The organism is Terribacillus sp. AE2B 122 (assembly GCF_902497585.1).
GTDB classification, from domain to species: Bacteria; Bacillota; Bacilli; order Bacillales; family Amphibacillaceae; genus Terribacillus; species Terribacillus saccharophilus_A.
In genome coordinates this window covers 124,541-142,389 of record NZ_LR700944.1, presented here as the reverse complement: position 1 = coordinate 142,389, position 17,849 = coordinate 124,541, and the positions used below count along the sequence as shown (strand labels likewise).

Below are 17,849 nucleotides of genomic sequence, written 5' to 3'. Positions count from 1 at the left end.
TTGGGGAGACTGCTTGTTATTACTTACTGCAGGAAATATGGGGTTTTAAAGAAAAATTAGCCATCCTCTTATATGAGAATGGCTAATTGTACTAAGATATCTGCTGTTTAGGAGCTGTCTCTTTCTCACTACTGCCCATCTTCGCAAAAATATTAGCCAGTATAGAACCTGAAATATTATGCCAGACACTAAAGATAGCGCTTGGTACTGCTGCGAGTGGGGAGAAGTGCGCTGTTGCGAGCTGTGCGCCTAATCCTGAATTTTGCATGCCGATTTCAATGGAGGCTGTCTTACTCTTAGGCAGATCCATTCGCAAGAGCTTGGCGAAGGCGAAACCGATCAGGTAGCCAAGCACATTATGCAGCATGACTACACCGAAAATAGCCAGCCCGGTCTGGGCAATCTGCTGCTGGCTATTGGATACGACAGCTGCTACGATGCCGATTATGGCAACGGCTGAGACAAGCGGCAGTACTTTTACGCTCGCTGTAGCTTGTCTGTTGAAGAAGCGCTTCACTAATAGACCCAAGACGATTGGGATAATGACGACATTCACGATTGAGATAAATAAGGAGACAGGACTGACTTCAATCCATTCGCTCGCAAATAAAAGAATGAGTGCGGGTGTTACGATCGGTGCAAGAACGGTAGTGACTGCAGTTGCTGTCACGGATAATGGGACATCGCCTTTGGCCAGGAAGGTCATGACGTTAGAGGATGTTCCGCCAGGGCAGCATCCGACAAGGATAACTCCGACAGCTACTTCAGGAGATAATTGCAGTCCTTTTGCCAAAGCAAAGGCAAGCAGCGGCATAATCAAAAATTGTCCGGCTACTACAGCAAATACTTCAAAAGGACGTTTGATAACTCCTTTAAAGTCACTTGCAGACAGTGTCAGCCCCATTCCGAACATAATGATTCCTAAAAGTGGAGTAATAAAAGGAACGATCCATGTAAATCCTGCTGGCAGCAGAAAAGCTACTACCGCAAATAAAATAACCCAATACGCAAAAGTACTTCCGACAAACTGACTAAATCGCTCTAATGTTTTCATCATCCACCTCTTCTTAACTGTTTGTCAGATTGTATAACAGTTTATAATAAAATTCAATATTTAAATTTTTCTGATATTATATGATGGTGTTTGTTGTGAAGGGGGGAGTTACATTCTCCATAATCCAATACACCCGCCCCTTGCTAAAAAAAGATCCCATCACCAACAAACGGTGTGGGATCTTTTAAATGTGCTTGACTCGCAATACTAGCTGATCATTTAATTTCTTATAATGATATAAACCATATATACAATGTAGATGACAGCTAATAGACCGCCTTCCATTTTACCGACTTTGTAGTTTGTTCGTGAGAAAACAAGCAGAACTAATGTGATGACAATCAGTAGGAGAATATCTATGACTATTGTTCCTTCAATTGCAAAAGGAGATATCGAAGATGCTAATCCAAGTACGAAGAAAATATTGAATATATTACTTCCAACTATATTACCCAAGGCAATCTCATTTTCTTTCTTTATGGCTGCCGTAACAGAAGTGATTAATTCAGGTAGTGATGTACCTATCGCAACAATAGTCAGTCCGACCAGCGTCTCGCTCATGCCGAATGAAATAGCTATTTCTGTAGCATTATTGACGACAAGTTCTCCGCCAAAGATGATAGCTGCAAGCCCTCCAACCGTCAGAAGTGTATTCTTTCCCCATTTAGGTTTTTCATTTGTTGTGTTTTCTGTGTTCTGCGTGTTCTTCCGATCCTTTCTGGCAACTTCAAAAATGTAGTATAGAAAGATCCCGAAGAACAGTAAAAGGATAAATCCGTCACTTCTAGTCAAATAGTTACCGTCCATCTGCTGCAGGCTTATATCACTAATAAGGATTAGTAAGGCAACACTTGCAAGCAGTGTAAAAGGGATTTCCTTTCTAATTGTTTCACTGCCAACCGTCAGCGGAAAAATAACTGCAGCCAGTCCAACGACAAAGGTTATATTAAAAATATTGCTTCCTACAACATTTCCGACGGCAACTCCAGCGCTGCCGTCTAATGCTGCCACGATACTGACAGTAGCCTCTGGAGCGCTTGTCCCCATCGCTACAATCGTCAATCCAATTAACAAAGGAGAAATCTTTAAAGCAGCCGCGATTTTTGAAGATCCCTCTACAAAATAGTCAGCTCCTTTTATTAACAACACAAAACCAATTATCAATAAAACGTATGTCATTTTTACAGCCACCTTTAGCAAGAGAATATATTGTCAAAGAGTACTAATGAAGCTAGTCCTTTCATTATGTAATTTTAATAGGGAAATAATTCTAACTAGATTTCGAAAAGTCTTTAGAACTTTTGTCCTCTAACAGTACCCAATATGGAAGGAATAGAATCCAAATATACTAAAATGCTGAAGACGGAATATAGTTATGTGCTTTAACTATTGAGTAGCCAAGGGGGATTTCGGAAACATAGCGGGTCTCTGTGTGAGGTTAGAATTTCTGTTATCAGCATAGATCTTCTCTCTTAATATCCGTTCACTACTATTCCAAATTATGGTGAGGTAATTTATTCCAAACAACAGCTAAATGGAAAGCATCTGGTATAATGTATGGGTATAAGTATCCATTAAGGACAAGGTAATATATGAAAATAGTAGCGACGAGTTATGGGTTTATGGAATCAATAGAAAGTAACATCTTCGTCATTGTTTTATAAGATACCTTCTTCAATTAAGAGTATGTTTTGAAAATTTATCGAATCTTTTGGGTTTCTGAGTTGCTATACAAACAAGGACCTAATGGAAATAACATGTGCATACATAAAAAATACAATCCATGATATGGGTTTCGAGCAGTTAGGAGTTAGTCGGAATGATTATTGGTATATTAATATGTGCCATTGGTTTACTGCCATTGTTTTTAGCATTGAGCATAGGCAAGGTTTACAATGAAACAAAGCTGTCGGTAGGGATGATCATTTCTATGATCTTAATCACAATTTGGCAGTTGGATATCGGAGTTCTTTATTTTAAGGATGTTCTGTCAGAAGAAATGATTCTATTTCTGTTCAAGCTGTTTCGTGCAGGACCGATTTTCTGCCTCCCTATAGTATTGTATATGGCTTACTGGATTATAAACAACCAACCATCAGTGGTGAAAAAAACGAATTGGCTGACGAGAAATTCTTATGCTCTTTTCACCAAAAAAGCGCTTATAGGCTTCACTATATGGAGCCTATTTGTTTATTTCATAAGTTGGACGAGCTTGGGTGTAAAAGGATTGGTTGTTGTCGCTGAAAGGTTTACTGGTAATCACTATTTTCCTGATTACGGGCCTTTATTATGGGTGTATTTCATACACATGGCTGCCATCCTATTTTTCATGTTTGTTTTATGTTTATTTTCATTGAGAATACGGAACTCACACTTTAAGAGCTTCCTTATCGGTTTTTCTTTTAACTCATTACTGCTTATTGTGCCAGGAGCTCTAAACTTCATTCCTTTAACAGGTCTTCTTACAAGCAGCATTGGTGTCATTCTATTTTCGGTTGGAAGCTTGCACGTCTTCATTAAGTTCAATGTAGACTTGAAAATATACTCTTATGAATTAATGGAAAAACAGAAAAAACTAGGATATACAGGTCAGCTGACCGGCAGCTTAATTCATGAAGTGAAGAACACAAACTCTATTATTAAAAGTTTTTCGGGTATTTTAGAAAAAAGTGATAATTTAAATGAGAGGGATAAGCGAACATTGGAGATGATAGGTAAATCATCTGAACATCTGGATCAACTAACAGATAATTATAGTGCGTATATGAAGGCCGCTGCATTGACCTTTAAAACAGAGGATCTAGCGGAGATTATCCAAGAGTCTATTGATTTTTCAGCAGGGATGCTTCAAGAAAACAAAGTCGAGTTGGAGTTCGCAAATACATATTCGCCTCTGAATGTTTATCTGAATAGAACAAACTTAAAACAAGTCTTTATCAATCTGATCAAGAATAGCGTGGAGGCAATGCCGGAAGACAGGCCAAAAAAGAAGATAACAATCAGCACAGAAATGGATGAAAAAAATATCATCATACATTTTACCGACACTGGCAAGGGTATACCCCAAGAGAACTGGGTGTGTGTATTTGACCCGTTTATCTCATTAGGAAATAAAAAGCGTGGAATGGGAATGGGTCTTCCTTTTGTGAAGAAAATGATGATTGAACATTTAGGAGATATAAATGTAGTTGAAAGCTCGCCAAGTGGTACGCATTTCAAGCTTGAAATACCGCAAGAAGGAATGCTGAATGGTGGTAATTATCAAATCCCAATGGAAGACATCTGATATAATGTATGGGCATAAGTTATGCAGGAATATATGAGAATAGTAGCTAAAGTTATGGGTTATAGCTCCTAAATCGTGTAATGGAATCTCTACATTACTTTATACAAAAGAACATAGTCAGCAGTTAGGGGTTAGCCGGTATGATTATTGGTATATTAATATGTGCCATTGGTTTACTGCCATTGTTTTTAGCATTAAGCATGAGCAAAGTATACAATGAAACAAAACTGTCAACAGGAATGGTCATATATATGATCCTGATTACGATCTGGCAGTTGGATATCGGAGTTCTTTATTTTAAGGATGTTCTGTCAGAAGATACGATTCTATTTCTGTTTAAGCTGTTTCGTGCGGGGCCGACGTTCGGTCTCTCTATTGTATTATATGTAGCTTACCGGATTATCAAAGACCAGCCATCAGTGGTGAAAAAGGCGAATTGGCTGGCGAATGTTTCTTATGCTTTTTTCACCAAAAAAGCACTGATTGGCTTCACTATATGGAGTGCTATCGTCTATGTGATAAATTGGACGGACTTAGGAATAAAAGGATTGACTGTTACCCAGGAAAGATATACAGGTGTTTACTATTTTCCTGATTATGGGCCGCTATTTTGGGTGTATTTCATACACATGGCTATCGTTGTATTTTTCTTAATTGTTATGCCTGTATTGTCAAAGAAAATTCGGAACTCACACTTTAAAAACTTCCTTATGGGTTTTTCATTCAATGCATTGCTGCTGGTCATTCCAGGAATTTTAAACTTTTTTCCTTTAACTGGCGTTCTTACTAGCAGCATTGGTGTTATTTTATTTTCGGTGGCAAACATGCATATTTTTGTTAAGTTGAATGTAGATTTGAAGGCTCATTCTTATGAATTAATGGAAAAACAGAAAAAACTAGACTATACGGGTCATTTGACTGGCAGTTTGATTCATGAAGTAAGGAACACAAACTCTATTATTAAGGGTTTCTCCAGCATGATGGATAGAAATGGTTCCCTGGATGAGGGAGATAAACGGAAACTGAAAATGGTAGGTAATGCATCGGACCATTTAGAGCAGCTGACTGATAATTATAGTGCGTACATGAAGTCGTCTGCATTGATCTATAAAACAGATGATCTTTCGAAATTAATCCAAGAGTCTATTGAATTTACAGTCGGAATGCTCCAAGAAAACAAAGTTGAGCTGGAATTCACAAATATATATTCACCACTGAATGTTTATTTGAATAGGACAAACTTAAAACAAGTTTTTATCAATTTGATCAAAAATAGCGTGGAAGCAATCCCAGAAAACAGGTTAGAAAAGAAGATAACAATCAGCACAGAAATTGACGATAGGAATATCATCATACACTTTATCGACACTGGGATGGGTATACTTCCTGAGAACTGGTTGAATGTATTTGATCCTTTTATTTCCCTAGGAGAGAAAGAGCAAGGAATGGGATTGGGCCTAGCGTTTGTGAAGAAGACGATGATTGAACACTTAGGAGATATCAATATAGTAGACAGTTCACTGAATGGTACACATTTCAAGCTTGAAATACCACAAGAAGGAATGCTGAATGGCGGGAACTAACAACTATATAAGCTTGTGAATTTGTAATAAATGCTTTGAATTTTTGAGCGGACACTAATAAGGTGTCCGCTTTTTTAATTTGTAGTTTCATGACATCCACCAACCTCTTTATAACTAGTTCATATTCAGTTCATATTCCTTATCTATAATCCAAATTGAGCTTAGAAGTACTTTCAGTAAATATCTAGTCAAAAATTATAAATTCATTTGGGAGGATAACAAATATGAACACTGTGGCTATAAACGGAGAGTGGGCCGTTGAAGCGAGCGGGCTTGTGAAGACGTTTGGGGAAAATCGTGCTGTTGATGGAGTGGATCTGAGGGTGAAGAAGGGTACGATTTATGGTGTACTTGGACCAAACGGAGCTGGCAAGACAACGACCATCAGGATGCTGGCAACACTGCTGCAGGCAGATGCGGGGTCAGCGCGTATTTTCGGATATGATATTGCGAAGGATCCGCAGATTGTTCGACAATTAATTGGGGTGACAGGTCAGTACGCTTCTGTCGATGAATCGCTGAGTGCTACGGAGAATCTGATTATATTTTCGCGTTTGCTTAATTTGAGTAGGAATCAAGCGCGGGCTAAAGCAGCAGAGCTGCTGGAGGAATTCGGGCTGACAGAAGCGGCCAAGCGTCCATTGAAGCATTTTTCAGGCGGGATGCGCCGTCGTCTCGATCTAGCTGCAAGTCTTATTGCTAAACCGCCGCTTATCTTTTTAGATGAACCAACGACTGGATTGGATCCCCGAACGCGCAATCAAATGTGGGATACGATTCGAAAACTAGTCAAGTCAGGTACGACAATAGTGCTTACAACGCAATATTTGCAAGAGGCGGATGAATTGGCTGATCGGATTGCAGTAATCGATCAAGGCAGAGTTGTAGCCGAGGGGACAGTAGATGAATTGAAGCAGTCTGTTGGTAATTCCTCCTTGCATGTAAGTATTCAAAACACCAATCAAATGGCAGCTGCCAAAGCATTGGTTGAAAGGATACTCAACGTCCAAGCTGCAGTATCTGCAGAAGGCGGTGAAATAACGGTTCCCCTGGCTGATGCTGATGTGGTCTCGGATCTGCTCATTGCATTGCGGGGAGAAGGAATCCAATTAGCAGAGTTGAGTGTGCAGAAGCCAACCTTGGATGAGGTATTCTTGACCATTACTGGAAAAGGGAAAAAGGAAGAGGTAAAATCATGAACAGTTATGCTGATACAAGGGCTGCCGACAGACAGCTCAAGAACAAATCAAGTTTCCGTCAAGCGTTGATGAACAGCTTTACTATGGCCTTCAGAGGTCTTTTGAAGATAAAGCGTACACCAGAGCAATTATTTGATGTTACATTACAGCCAATCATTTTTACGCTGATGTTCACCTATATTTTTGGTGGTGCAATAGCTGGGGATGTGCAAAGCTATTTGCCAGTTATCATTCCTGGTATCTTAGTTCAAACAGTTATCGGTACCTCTGTTGTCACTGGCGTGCAGCTGCGGGAGGACATGGATAAAGGGGTGTTCGACAGGTTCAAATCATTGCCGATTGCCCGGATTGCACCATTGGCAGGGGCTTTGATGGCTGATACAATTCGCTACACAATTGCAACGATCCTTACTTTCGTGATGGGATATATCATGGGCTACCACCCAGATGGCGGACTTAGCAGTATCATCATTGCTGGTATTCTCGTTGTTGTCTGCGCATGGGCTGTCAGCTGGATCTTTGCATTCTTCGGTGTCATTGCCCGAACAGCTTCTAGTGTACAGGGTATATCCATGCTTGTGTTATTCCCGCTCACGTTCCTTTCCAATGCATTTGTACCGGCAAATACAATGCCTAACTGGCTTCAGTGGTTTGTGAATATCAATCCAATCTCGCATCTTGTCTCTGCGGTAAGGGATTTAACCAATACGGGAACTATGGGTTGGGATATGATTATCTCGCTCATTGGAGCGGCTGTGATTGTAGCAGTATTCGCCCCAATTACAGTTCGTGCTTATATGAAACGGACCTAATGATAAGAAGTTAAAATAAAGGTAGAATAGTACAGGAACAAGGAGAATCGCAAGTTGGCGATTCTCTCTAATTTATAAAGGGAATGGACAACATGGCCAAAATATTAATCGTCGATGATGACGCGCATATTCGAGAGTTGATTCATTTATTTCTTTCAAAAGAAGGCTATACCATTGCGGAAGCTGAGGATGGGGCAGCCGCATTAGCTATTCTCGAAACAGATAAAATCGACATGATCATCCTGGATATCATGATGCCGAATATGGATGGCTGGGCATTTTGTCAGGAGGTTCGAACCTATTATTCTGATACAGTGCCTATCATTATGTTAACGGCAAAAGGGGAGACGATGCAAAAGGTGAAAGGGTTTGATCTCGGGGCAGATGATTATATGGTGAAACCATTTGCTGCAGCTGAATTGATTGCCCGTGTAAAAGCACATTTTCGGCACCACCAAATAGCTGCCTCTAATCAAATCAAGTTAGGGAATGTTTTAATCGACCGTACTTCCTTTGCAGTTATGATGGAGGATCAGCGCGTTACATTGCCGCTTAAGGAATTTGAACTGCTGTTTAAGCTAGCAGCAAACCCGCAGAAAACATTCTCGCGGGAGCAACTCATTGAAGATATATGGGGCTTTGACTATGAGGGAGACGAGCGAACCGTCGATGTGCATATCAAACGGCTGCGTCAGCGTTTTTCATACGAAGATTGTCCCTTTAAAATCACGACCATTCGCGGCCTTGGCTATCGTCTGGAGGTATTGAATTGAAACAGCGCGAATTCCTGAAACGTCTGTTAGGTATGCTTGCTATTATTGCTGCTTTGCTTATAAGCTGGGCCTGCGCTTATTGGTTAACTTCTGTCTTGTATGATGCCATTGATTTCCATCCGCATGCATTAGCCAAACAGCTGATTAATTCTATATCGGGTTTTCTATTGTTTGGATTTGGCGTGTTTTTCATTACAAGAATCAAATGGATAAGAGAAAGGCAGGACAAGTTCTTGCACCCAATGATTCAGGCAATGAGGATGATGGCAGAAGGAAACTTTAATATTGACCTTTCTTTTTATATGAGTCAGTTCAACGGACGCACAGACCATCCTTATTATAAAATCATCGAAAACATCAATCATATGGCAGATAAGCTTGGGGAAATGGAAGAAATGAGGCAGGAATTCATTTCGAATGTTTCCCATGAGATCCAGTCTCCCTTGACTAGCATCAGTGGTTTTGCCCATGCCTTGCAGAGGGATGATTTAACCCCTAAGCAGCGGCAGCATTATCTCGAAATTATTGAAATGGAAAGTATCAGGCTGTCAAAATTGAGTGAAAATCTATTAAAGCTTACTTCCCTGGAGTCTGATGAATTGACCCTTGAGCGAAAAAGCTATCGATTAGACCATCAGCTGCGCCGGATCATTCTCGCTAATGAACCGCAATGGGCGGAGAAGGAAATAGAGATGGATATCTCTCTCGAAAATGTGATCCTTACTGCAGATGAGGATCTGATGGATCAAGTGTGGATCAATCTTATCCATAACAGTATAAAATTCACTCCAGAAGCAGGAACCATCACAGTTACGGTAAACAAAACAACGAACGGTCAAGCCATTGTAAAAATAAAAGATTCCGGGATAGGTATGGATGAAGATGCAGTCATGCATATGTTTGAACGATTTTATAAGGCCGACAAATCCAGAACGCGTAATGCAGGCGGCAATGGTTTAGGCCTTTCCATCGTCAAGAAAATAATTGATTTGCATAAAGGAAAGATTGAGGTTAATAGCAAGCTTGGTAAAGGGACAGAAATGATAATTACATTTGAGTAAGATTTGTTTTATTATCTAGAATTTTGAACCAGGGAGAAAGCGTTTCTGGTAATTAAGAAGAGTTTGGAGAACATCCAAGCTCTTCTTTTTTCGTTTTTCGAGAAAGGGTCATATCATACTGTTTCAACTGCATTTGAATATACGAAAACCCAGCTTATCTTTATTTCGCTGCATGATTTCTTCATGTTTTCCCAATATCTCTAACAATGCATCATCAATAGTTTCTGATAGGGAGAAATCAGCAGCATGCTGTTCATCAACCTGTTCCAATCCTGGTTGATATTTTGTTACATCTACTCGTTGAAATCCAGCATCTCTAAAAGCTGTCAGCCATTCGTTCTCTGTAAATAATTGTGGGAAGCGGTAAAAATCAATAATCTGAGATTGTTCTTTTTCTGAGATTGTTTGCTCCAGTACAGTTTCAATTGCGAGCAATCTGCCGTTTCGTTTCAGCACTCTTTTGATTTCGGGAATTGTGGCAATAACATTGGTAAAGGAAATGACTGATTCCGAGAGAGCAATATCAAAATGCTTATCCGGGTAGGGGAGATTCTCTGTGTCTCCGACTTTGGCATCAATCGATAAAGCCAAACTTGAGAATCTTTGCTGGGCTTTCTCCACCATAATGCTGTTGTTGTCTAAGACATTAATACTGCAGCCGTATTGCTGTGCAAGATAAGCAGCAGTTTGCCCTGTGCCGCATCCTACCTCCAGTAGGGTGGTATCCCTATTGATTTTCTCCTCAGCTAATATTTTCTTTGTTAACTGCAGTCCACCGGGGTGTGCACCGCCTACTCCAAATAGTGCTAGACACTCAAGATATGTGTAATTCAAACGTAACCCCTGCCTTTGTATGACATCATTGCAATATGCTATGAATACGGAAAAGTTTTGTGCTATTAGCCTTCATGCTGACCAGACTCGCTTCCATTGAATAAATTAGTGTTGTTAGGGGGAGGAAAATGAGCGTAATCAGAACGGATGAATGGCTGCTTGATGATTATGAGGATCCGATCGCACTATGCGAGAAGCTAACTGAACTTTTTACTGATGCTTCTGCAGCTGAAATATATGATTACTTCATACGTCATGGCATGTACCGCCCGTTAAAGAAGAAGAGTAAACAACTGGGTGATAAGGTGTGGGAGGTTGTGCAGCAGGACGAGGCATTGCTGCAAAAGGAGTGGGGAGGTCCGGATATACCTATCTATATTTTCCCTTCAGATGAACGTAATAAATGGATTCAAAAGCAATTGGGTGGAAAATCCGGTCTGGCATTCAAGGATAAGCTTTTTTTATTTATATCCCCAGAAAATACAGAAGAGGAGATCAAAGCAATATTTACGCATGAATATAACCATGTTTGCCGGCTGAATCGTTTGGATAAAAAGGAAGAGATGTACACTTTATTGGATACAATCGTATTAGAAGGGATAGCTGAAAATGCTGTTAGGGAGAGATTGGGAGAAGAACTGACTGCTAGCTGGGCATCCTTTTATTCTGATAAGAAAATCGAAAAAATGTGGTCTGAATATATTTTTCCGAAGCAGCAGCTTTTGCGCCAGGATTATGAATATGAAGCCATTCTGTTTGGTTATCGTAAATATCCGAAGATGCTGGGGTATTGTGCTGGCTATCATGTAGTTAAAAACTATATGGAAAGACACAGCTTATCCAGTAAAGAATTGCTGGCTGTTGATGCTAGTGTTATTACCGGCGATATGTAAGGGTTTATGGAGATTTGTGGACATGAATAAAGCCCGGCTGCACCAATTCCAGGCTTTTTCATGCGCTGTCATGATAAATCTATATTGAAACTGTTATATAGTCAGATCCAGAATAGAGAAAGCAAGGCTATTCCTGCGATGGCCCCAAAAGCTACTCCAAAACCAAAGCCAAAGCCGCGGCCAAAACTGCGACCGTAACCGCCGCCATAACCATTTCCATAACCACCGTAACCGAAACCACCAAAGTTTCTGGAGCGGCCCATAGGCTGCAAATAAACACGATCTCGGTCTATACGCTGTATAATCCCTCTATGAACTTTTCCGTCATGGCAACGAATTTCAACTGCTTTACCGCTATATCTTTGGCATAATGAACGATATTGTCCAACTGACATATCTTCACCTCCATAATTTTAGGATACAGGGTATTATATGTCCTGAATAAAATATCGAAGGGTACACATATCTTAGGGGTTTAGCGGAATCTTGGTGAACAGCACATAAAATGTTGACATGTTGCTGCCAGCGTTAATGACAAGCTGAGATACAAAATAGGGTTTGACAAAAAATCTAACAAGGACTAGAATAATCAATATTCAGGAAGAATCTAAATAACTTAATAATAAAGCTATGAATGCTATGGATCACACTATAGCAGGAGCAGCTTCTGGAGAGACCGCGAAAGTCGCGGCGCCGAAGGGTTCACAATCTCAGGCAAAAGGACAGAAGAGTATCGGATATGTATTTGTGTTATGCTGCGCGCGTATGACCAATAGTATTTGTTATTCTTGTGATCAAGAGATTGGAGAGAGCCTCCGATCTCTTTTTTTATTGGGTTGAATTGAAGGAGGAGCTAGATTTGGCACAACAAGAGTTAAAGAGGGACTTATCCAATAGACATGTGCAGCTGATCGCCATTGGCGGTACGATTGGTACCGGATTATTTTTGGGATCCGGAAAAGCGATACAGCTGGCTGGTCCCTCTATCATCTTTGCTTATTTGATTGTAGGTATAGCACTGTTTTTCGTGATGCGAGCACTAGGTGAGCTGCTTTTATCGAAAGCAGGCTATCAATCTATTACAGACATTGCTGAAGATTATCTTGGACCTTGGGCATCGTTCGTGACGGGGTGGACGTACTGGTTTTGCTGGATTATGACAGCGATGGCAGATGTAATTGCTGTCGGGGTGTATGTAAACTATTGGTTTGATATCCCGCAATGGATACCTGCACTTATCTGTGTCGTCGTTTTATTAGGGCTAAATCTATTGACGGTAAAGCTATTCGGAGAATTGGAGTTTTGGTTCGCATTGATCAAGGTAGTTACGATTCTTGCTTTAATTGGGATAGGAATTGTTCTGCTGGTGATAGGTTTCCAAACAGATACAGGAACAGTTTCGGTTACGAATCTATGGGAGCATGGAGGACTATTTCCGAATGGAATTTCTGGTTTCTTGTTAGCCTTCCAAATGGTCGTCTTTGCTTATGTTGGAGTGGAATTAATCGGGGTATCCGCAGCTGAAACAGCTAACCCGGCTAAGAACATCCCATCAGCGATCAATAAAATTCCATTACGAATATTATTTTTCTATGTTGGAGCACTACTAATCCTATTAATGATAAATCCATGGACAGAGCTGAATGCAGCTGAAAGTCCATTCGTGAAGACATTTAGTTTAGTAGGAATCCCAATCGCTGCAGGTATCATCAACTTCGTCGTATTAACATCAGCAGCATCAGCAGGGAATAGCGGCATGTTCTCCACAAGCCGCACCTTATATAATCTAAGCAAACAAGATCAAGGCCCAGCCCAGCTTGCTAAACTGAACAAAAAGCACGTTCCAGCGAACGCTTTATGGCTATCTGCCATTGTCGTATCTGTGGGAGCACTCTTAAGCAAACTCATACCGGAACAAGCCTTTGGAATTGTCACGAGCATTAGTGCTATCTGTTTTATTTGGGTTTGGAGCATCATTCTTATCTGTCATATTAAATATAAGAAAACACGTCCGGAATTACAGAAGAAAACAACGTTTAAGGCACCGTTTACACCGTTTGTGAACTATGCTGTGCTGGCGTTGTTTGCGGGAGTTCTGGTTATTATGCTGGTGGCTGATGAAACGCGGCCGGCGTTGTTGTTGACTCCGTTGTGGTTTATTTTGTTGTTTGGGTTATATAATGCTAAGGGGAGAAAAGATGAAAACCAAAGTATAAAGTCTTAGTTCAAGTTTTACCAGATCTTAAACTTAGTTTGGGTTTCTTGTAATACTAAATTTAATTCAAGAAGGTGGCAGGTATTAGATGATAAGAGATCTTATAAAAGCCTACGATAAGAATTACGGTTTTTGGAATGTGTTGAAGGAGAATTATAAAGATAGCAAGATAATACTCTTTCCTGTTATTTTTATAGTGATTTCTGCTATTGGATTTTACATTGTGTATTTTAATATGGATAAGACTACAAATAAAGCATGGCTATTGTTTGTATTAGTTGTAATCTATATCTCAGCAGTAATCTGGGGGAGAAGGTTACAAATGAAAAACATAAAATATAACCATAGGAATTATAAAGAATATGAAGAATACAGACTCAATGAAATTGGAAAGATTATAGAAGAAAAGTATGGAATTAAATCTATTAAACAATATGAAATCTTAGATACTATTATAAAAAAGGAAATGGAATTATTTGAAGATACACAAAGATTTCCTTTTACTAACACAATTAGACAGTTCTCTTTAGCACTTTTTATAACAGGCTTATTGTCTTACAGTCTAAAAGAAATAATCGGGGGGAATAGTCAGCTCGGTATCTCTTTATTAACATTATATTTAACCCTTCTAGGCACTATTATTATTGTTGCTTCACTGGTATATGTTTTGAGAGATTTTACAAATATATATAAGCTTAAGAACTTAAGTAAGCTGGTATCAGAATTACAGTTAAGAAACTCTATTGTTGACAATGAATTAGCACATAAAAGAACTAGGATAAATAAGAGGTATATGAAATTCAAACATAAAAAATGAGTTATATAGAAAAAAGAAAGAAGCCCACTCATACAGTATGGGCTTCTTAGTATTAAATAGTATTAACGGAAGGAAGTCCTTTACAGATAGCTTAAATGCCTTGTAAGTAATGACGCTCTTTGTCGAGAAATTCATTAAATAAACTTATAAGTCTAGACACGTTTTCTTCTTTTGAATATTTTGATGGGTCATAGCCATCCTTAGGAGTTAAATAATTTATAAAGCTATCCATGTCTTCTGGATAATTAAAATCTGCATAGACCTCAGTAATTATGTTTAGTAATTCCTCCGAGTTATCGTGATACTTAATTTTTAATAAAGTAAGTATGCAAAATCGCCATTTTCTCTTTTCTATGTGCCACTCATCATTTTCTATATTTAAATCAGAATTATAGTAATCTTGCAGTATATTACTCAATAGACTATCGCTATCTAATTGATGGCCGCCCCAAGCGAGCTGAATAATGTTCTCGTTTTCTGTTTCTGGATGAATCGTGAGATATTCAACTGCATAATTAGTTATGTCTTCCGATTTTAATATGTGCATTTTAAATCCCGTAAAAATTGTTCTCCAATCGTATCTAATATTATTTTCTTTAAAAAAATTCACTGGAATTTTCATTATAATCACCTTGGCCTTTGATTTGGAGTACCTGTAATTTGTCCATTAGGAATAAATCTTCTATGGGTAACCCCTGTATTTGGGTCAACAATCCATTCGAATATTCCATTTTGATCTTTAACGGTTGATATACGCTCATTAATCCTTAAGTTTTTATTATATGAATCCTTATAATCGTAATACTTCATGCCACCTTCAATTTGATATAAGTTCCTAGAAGCCCCATCACCACCAATTATCTCAAATTCCTTAGCGTGTGGAGTGTAATTATCGATAATATCATTAAATCCATGTTGGCCATCTGGATCTTTTAAGGCGCTCCCAGATCGTGTATTGTCCAATACAGGATGTGAAATCTTCTTACCAGCTTCTTTACTTCCACTCACTTTATGATAATCTTTGGGTTGGCTCTCTTTTGCCCCCTTTTTCACGCTGTTATGATTATCTATTATCTTATCAAGAGACTTAATACCATCAGAAACAAATCCACTGCCCCTATCAATTATCTTCACTGGTTTACCTACAGGGAGAAACATAGCTAACGCAAATGCTTTTTCCCATTTAGTCGCCTCCGGATTCAAAACAGTAGCAAGATCCTCCGTAAAGAAATTCCAAACTCCACCTACAGCGCCATAGACAAACTCTTCTGTATCTGAAAGCGGTTTGGAACGTGGTTCTGGAATTTTATCAACAAATTCATATGACTCACCAGTATCGTGCATGTAATGACGGATGATTCGTCCATCTTTCAGTGTGTGATAAGTACCATCCCACTCGTAATATTCATCTATTACATTCTTTTCGTTCTTGATATATGGATAAAGCTTGTTAAATTCCTCAGCTGTTATCGCCGCTGACTCACCAGTCGCAAGAGCATTCCTGCCTTTAGCCATCAGCTTAAATTCATTATGATAAGAGAAAAACTCACTGTTAAATTGAGTTATATTGAAATTTTCTACACTAATATTATTCTTATCAATCGCAGTCCTCAGCTTCGACATATACGTCTTCATCTGCTGCATATCGTCCTCAGACTTATCAAGCTTGCTGGTAGCATTCGAGTCCATTTCGTACATATTATCAACTGTTTTAGTGATTCTCTTTTTTGCATCGGCAATGGATTCTAGAAATACGTTATCTTTTACATGTGATACGGATGCTAGATCACTGACGCTATTAAGCTGCTGATTGATCATGTCAGTTGTAGCAGACAGACTGTCCTGTGCTTTCTGCATTTTACTAGTCAGTTCGCCTTCTAAAAACTCCTGGCGTATAAAGCCACTTTCATTCGGTTCGAAGGAGAGGGCTTGATCATTGACCGAGCTTAGTGCCTCTTCATATTGTACCAAAAAGCTTTCCATGAATTCGAGGAAGGGCTTGTGTGCTTCCTCGTAAAAGGAGCGGATGGAGTCCGCGGTATTACCTGAAAATCCATCATGCAGGGTTGTGATGCCGTTTAGAGCTTGCTTAACTTGTTCGACGTTTTCCTTTGTTTTACTGATGAAATCCTTCGTACTGTCGACTTGCTGCTGGATGTCTTGTACATCTAGATTTTTAATTGTTTTCACCACCTGGTTTTTCCGTTAGCTGATATCCTAGTGTAATTATAATAAAGGAAAAATTTGGTGTAAGGAGAAATAGGAAAAACACATCGAATTTACTGGTGAAATACAGCTGCATTATGGAAAAACGAGGCAAAAGTCTTATTTGTGTTTTGAGGAACAGCCAGTATAGGGAGAGGCGACTCTAGTAATGTTCTCTTCACATAGACAATTCTATGAATTAGTTGATAGAATAGTCTGAAATAAAACATAAACAGAGGGGCAGTGGAATTGATTTGAAAAGAAAGTTAGGGTGTTTACACGCTCATTATTCTAATATTGATTATATCGAGAAGGCACTTTCATCATATGATATAGAATTAATCCATTTTGTTGACCCCGGATTAATGCATCGATTCACATATGATAAAACTTTCAAAGCAGCAGACGCTCAAAACAAAGTTAAACAGCAAATAGAATGGATTGCTCAATGCGATGTTGATGCTATTCTTATTACCTGCACAAACTACATTGCAGTTTTACAGGAAGAAGAATTATCAACATCAATACCTATTTATAAAATTGATGAACCTTATTTTGAAATCATTACTAATATAAAACAACCTCAGACAATCCTGTTTACAAATCCCGCTACTGTGAATGGTACGATGGAACGACTGAATCAATATGCTTCGAAGCATAAAAAAACTTTAAATATAGATGTAATCGTCATAGATAATACTTTTAAGTTAATTATGAAAGGGTTGAAACAGGAATACGATAGAGAGATTTCCAAGTACCTTAGCAAAATCATTAAGAGAGATAAGATTATCTCTGTTGCTCAATTATCTATGGTTGATGCAGCCAAGGAAGTTGAGTACATGACATCTAATCCTATAATTAATCCATTGGATACATTAATTTCTTCTGTTGTTAGTCAGTTGAAAATAGACAAGATAACAGGGGGGATTTGATTTCTCGTACTGTAGTCTTGTTGCTGGATGTCTTGTCCATCTAAATCTATGATATTTTTCAACTACTGATTGTCCGTTAGTTGATTCTCTAATTATAGAGAGAGAATTATTTGGTGGGAGCAAATAAGAAAGGGAACTCAGCTTGTTAAAAGGAAAGGAGACTAAGATTAGCCCCCCCTTAATTA

Annotated in this window: 16 protein-coding genes and 1 riboswitch; of the genes, 10 read left to right on the top strand and 6 right to left on the bottom strand. The window is 39.0% G+C overall.

All coding sequences use genetic code 11. The features are described 5' to 3' along the window. Positions 1 to 91: 91 nt before the first annotated feature. Complete coding sequence (locus AE2B122_RS09115) at positions 92 to 1,054, bottom strand: bile acid:sodium symporter family protein (RefSeq protein ID WP_175073849.1); 963 nt, start codon at positions 1,052 to 1,054, stop codon at positions 92 to 94. A 219-nt stretch (positions 1,055 to 1,273) separates the two neighbouring features. Next, positions 1,274 to 2,233: a calcium/sodium antiporter gene (locus AE2B122_RS09110; protein WP_175073848.1), complete on the bottom strand. Its 960-nt coding sequence runs from the start codon at positions 2,231 to 2,233 to the stop codon at positions 1,274 to 1,276. Positions 2,234 to 2,873: 640 nt separating this feature from the next. On the opposite strand from AE2B122_RS09110, the gene AE2B122_RS09105 reads away from it, so the two are divergent. The 6 genes from AE2B122_RS09105 to AE2B122_RS09080 all read left to right on the top strand — a co-directional run bounded on the left by AE2B122_RS09105 (position 2,874) and on the right by AE2B122_RS09080 (position 9,768). Further along, positions 2,874 to 4,340, top strand: a complete 1,467-nt coding sequence (locus AE2B122_RS09105) for a PAS domain-containing sensor histidine kinase (RefSeq protein ID WP_254593466.1) — start codon at positions 2,874 to 2,876, stop codon at positions 4,338 to 4,340. A 140-nt stretch (positions 4,341 to 4,480) separates the two neighbouring features. Then, the gene (locus AE2B122_RS09100) at positions 4,481 to 5,923 is read left to right on the top strand and encodes a PAS domain-containing sensor histidine kinase (RefSeq protein ID WP_254593465.1); all 1,443 of its coding nucleotides are present in this window, start codon (positions 4,481 to 4,483) and stop codon (positions 5,921 to 5,923) included. A 224-nt stretch (positions 5,924 to 6,147) separates the two neighbouring features. After that, complete coding sequence (locus tag AE2B122_RS09095; RefSeq protein WP_175073847.1) at positions 6,148 to 7,122, top strand: ATP-binding cassette domain-containing protein; 975 nt, start codon at positions 6,148 to 6,150, stop codon at positions 7,120 to 7,122. Continuing rightward, on the top strand, positions 7,119 to 7,934 hold the full coding sequence (locus AE2B122_RS09090; protein ID WP_175073846.1) for an ABC transporter permease: 816 nt from the start codon (positions 7,119 to 7,121) through the stop codon (positions 7,932 to 7,934). The genes AE2B122_RS09095 and AE2B122_RS09090 overlap by 4 nt, the downstream gene beginning before the upstream one ends. Before the next feature lie 92 nt (positions 7,935 to 8,026). After that, positions 8,027 to 8,707 carry a response regulator transcription factor gene (locus AE2B122_RS09085; protein WP_175073845.1) on the top strand — a complete coding sequence of 227 codons (681 nt, stop codon included), beginning with the start codon at positions 8,027 to 8,029 and terminating at the stop codon, positions 8,705 to 8,707. Beyond that, positions 8,704 to 9,768, top strand: coding sequence for a cell wall metabolism sensor histidine kinase WalK (locus AE2B122_RS09080; RefSeq protein WP_175073844.1), 1,065 nt, complete (start codon positions 8,704 to 8,706; stop codon positions 9,766 to 9,768). Before AE2B122_RS09085 ends, AE2B122_RS09080 begins: the two co-directional genes overlap by 4 nt. Positions 9,769 to 9,891: 123 nt before the next feature. On the opposite strand, the gene AE2B122_RS09075 is transcribed toward AE2B122_RS09080, so the two are convergent. Beyond that, complete coding sequence (locus tag AE2B122_RS09075; RefSeq protein ID WP_175073843.1) at positions 9,892 to 10,602, bottom strand: class I SAM-dependent methyltransferase; 711 nt, start codon at positions 10,600 to 10,602, stop codon at positions 9,892 to 9,894. A gap of 128 nt (positions 10,603 to 10,730) precedes the next feature. Between AE2B122_RS09075 and AE2B122_RS09070 the strand changes: the two genes are divergently transcribed. After that, positions 10,731 to 11,495 (top strand): DUF2268 domain-containing protein, encoded by a 765-nt coding sequence (locus AE2B122_RS09070; RefSeq protein WP_175073842.1) that lies wholly within the window; start codon positions 10,731 to 10,733, stop codon positions 11,493 to 11,495. A gap of 101 nt (positions 11,496 to 11,596) precedes the next feature. On the opposite strand, the gene AE2B122_RS09065 is transcribed toward AE2B122_RS09070, so the two are convergent. Further along, positions 11,597 to 11,890 carry a hypothetical protein gene (locus AE2B122_RS09065; protein WP_095220445.1) on the bottom strand — a complete coding sequence of 98 codons (294 nt, stop codon included), beginning with the start codon at positions 11,888 to 11,890 and terminating at the stop codon, positions 11,597 to 11,599. Positions 11,891 to 12,152: 262 nt separating this feature from the next. Next, positions 12,153 to 12,231: riboswitch (glycine riboswitch) on the top strand. 123 nt (positions 12,232 to 12,354) lie between these two features. On the opposite strand from AE2B122_RS09065, the gene AE2B122_RS09060 reads away from it, so the two are divergent. After that, positions 12,355 to 13,719, top strand: a complete 1,365-nt coding sequence (locus AE2B122_RS09060; protein WP_175073841.1) for an amino acid permease — start codon at positions 12,355 to 12,357, stop codon at positions 13,717 to 13,719. Positions 13,720 to 13,798: 79 nt separating this feature from the next. Next, positions 13,799 to 14,527 carry a hypothetical protein gene (locus tag AE2B122_RS09055; RefSeq protein ID WP_175073840.1) on the top strand — a complete coding sequence of 243 codons (729 nt, stop codon included), beginning with the start codon at positions 13,799 to 13,801 and terminating at the stop codon, positions 14,525 to 14,527. A gap of 91 nt (positions 14,528 to 14,618) precedes the next feature. Here AE2B122_RS09055 and AE2B122_RS09050 read toward each other — a convergent pair whose 3' ends face one another. Further along, complete coding sequence (locus AE2B122_RS09050) at positions 14,619 to 15,149, bottom strand: DUF2247 family protein (RefSeq protein WP_175073839.1); 531 nt, start codon at positions 15,147 to 15,149, stop codon at positions 14,619 to 14,621. A gap of 5 nt (positions 15,150 to 15,154) precedes the next feature. Beyond that, positions 15,155 to 16,717: a ribonuclease YeeF family protein gene (locus AE2B122_RS09045; RefSeq protein ID WP_175073838.1), complete on the bottom strand. Its 1,563-nt coding sequence runs from the start codon at positions 16,715 to 16,717 to the stop codon at positions 15,155 to 15,157. A 263-nt stretch (positions 16,718 to 16,980) separates the two neighbouring features. Between AE2B122_RS09045 and AE2B122_RS09040 the strand changes: the two genes are divergently transcribed. Next, entirely contained in the window at positions 16,981 to 17,664 is a 684-nt protein-coding gene (locus tag AE2B122_RS09040) for a hypothetical protein (protein ID WP_175074082.1), read from the top strand. Positions 17,665 to 17,849 lie beyond the last annotated feature (185 nt).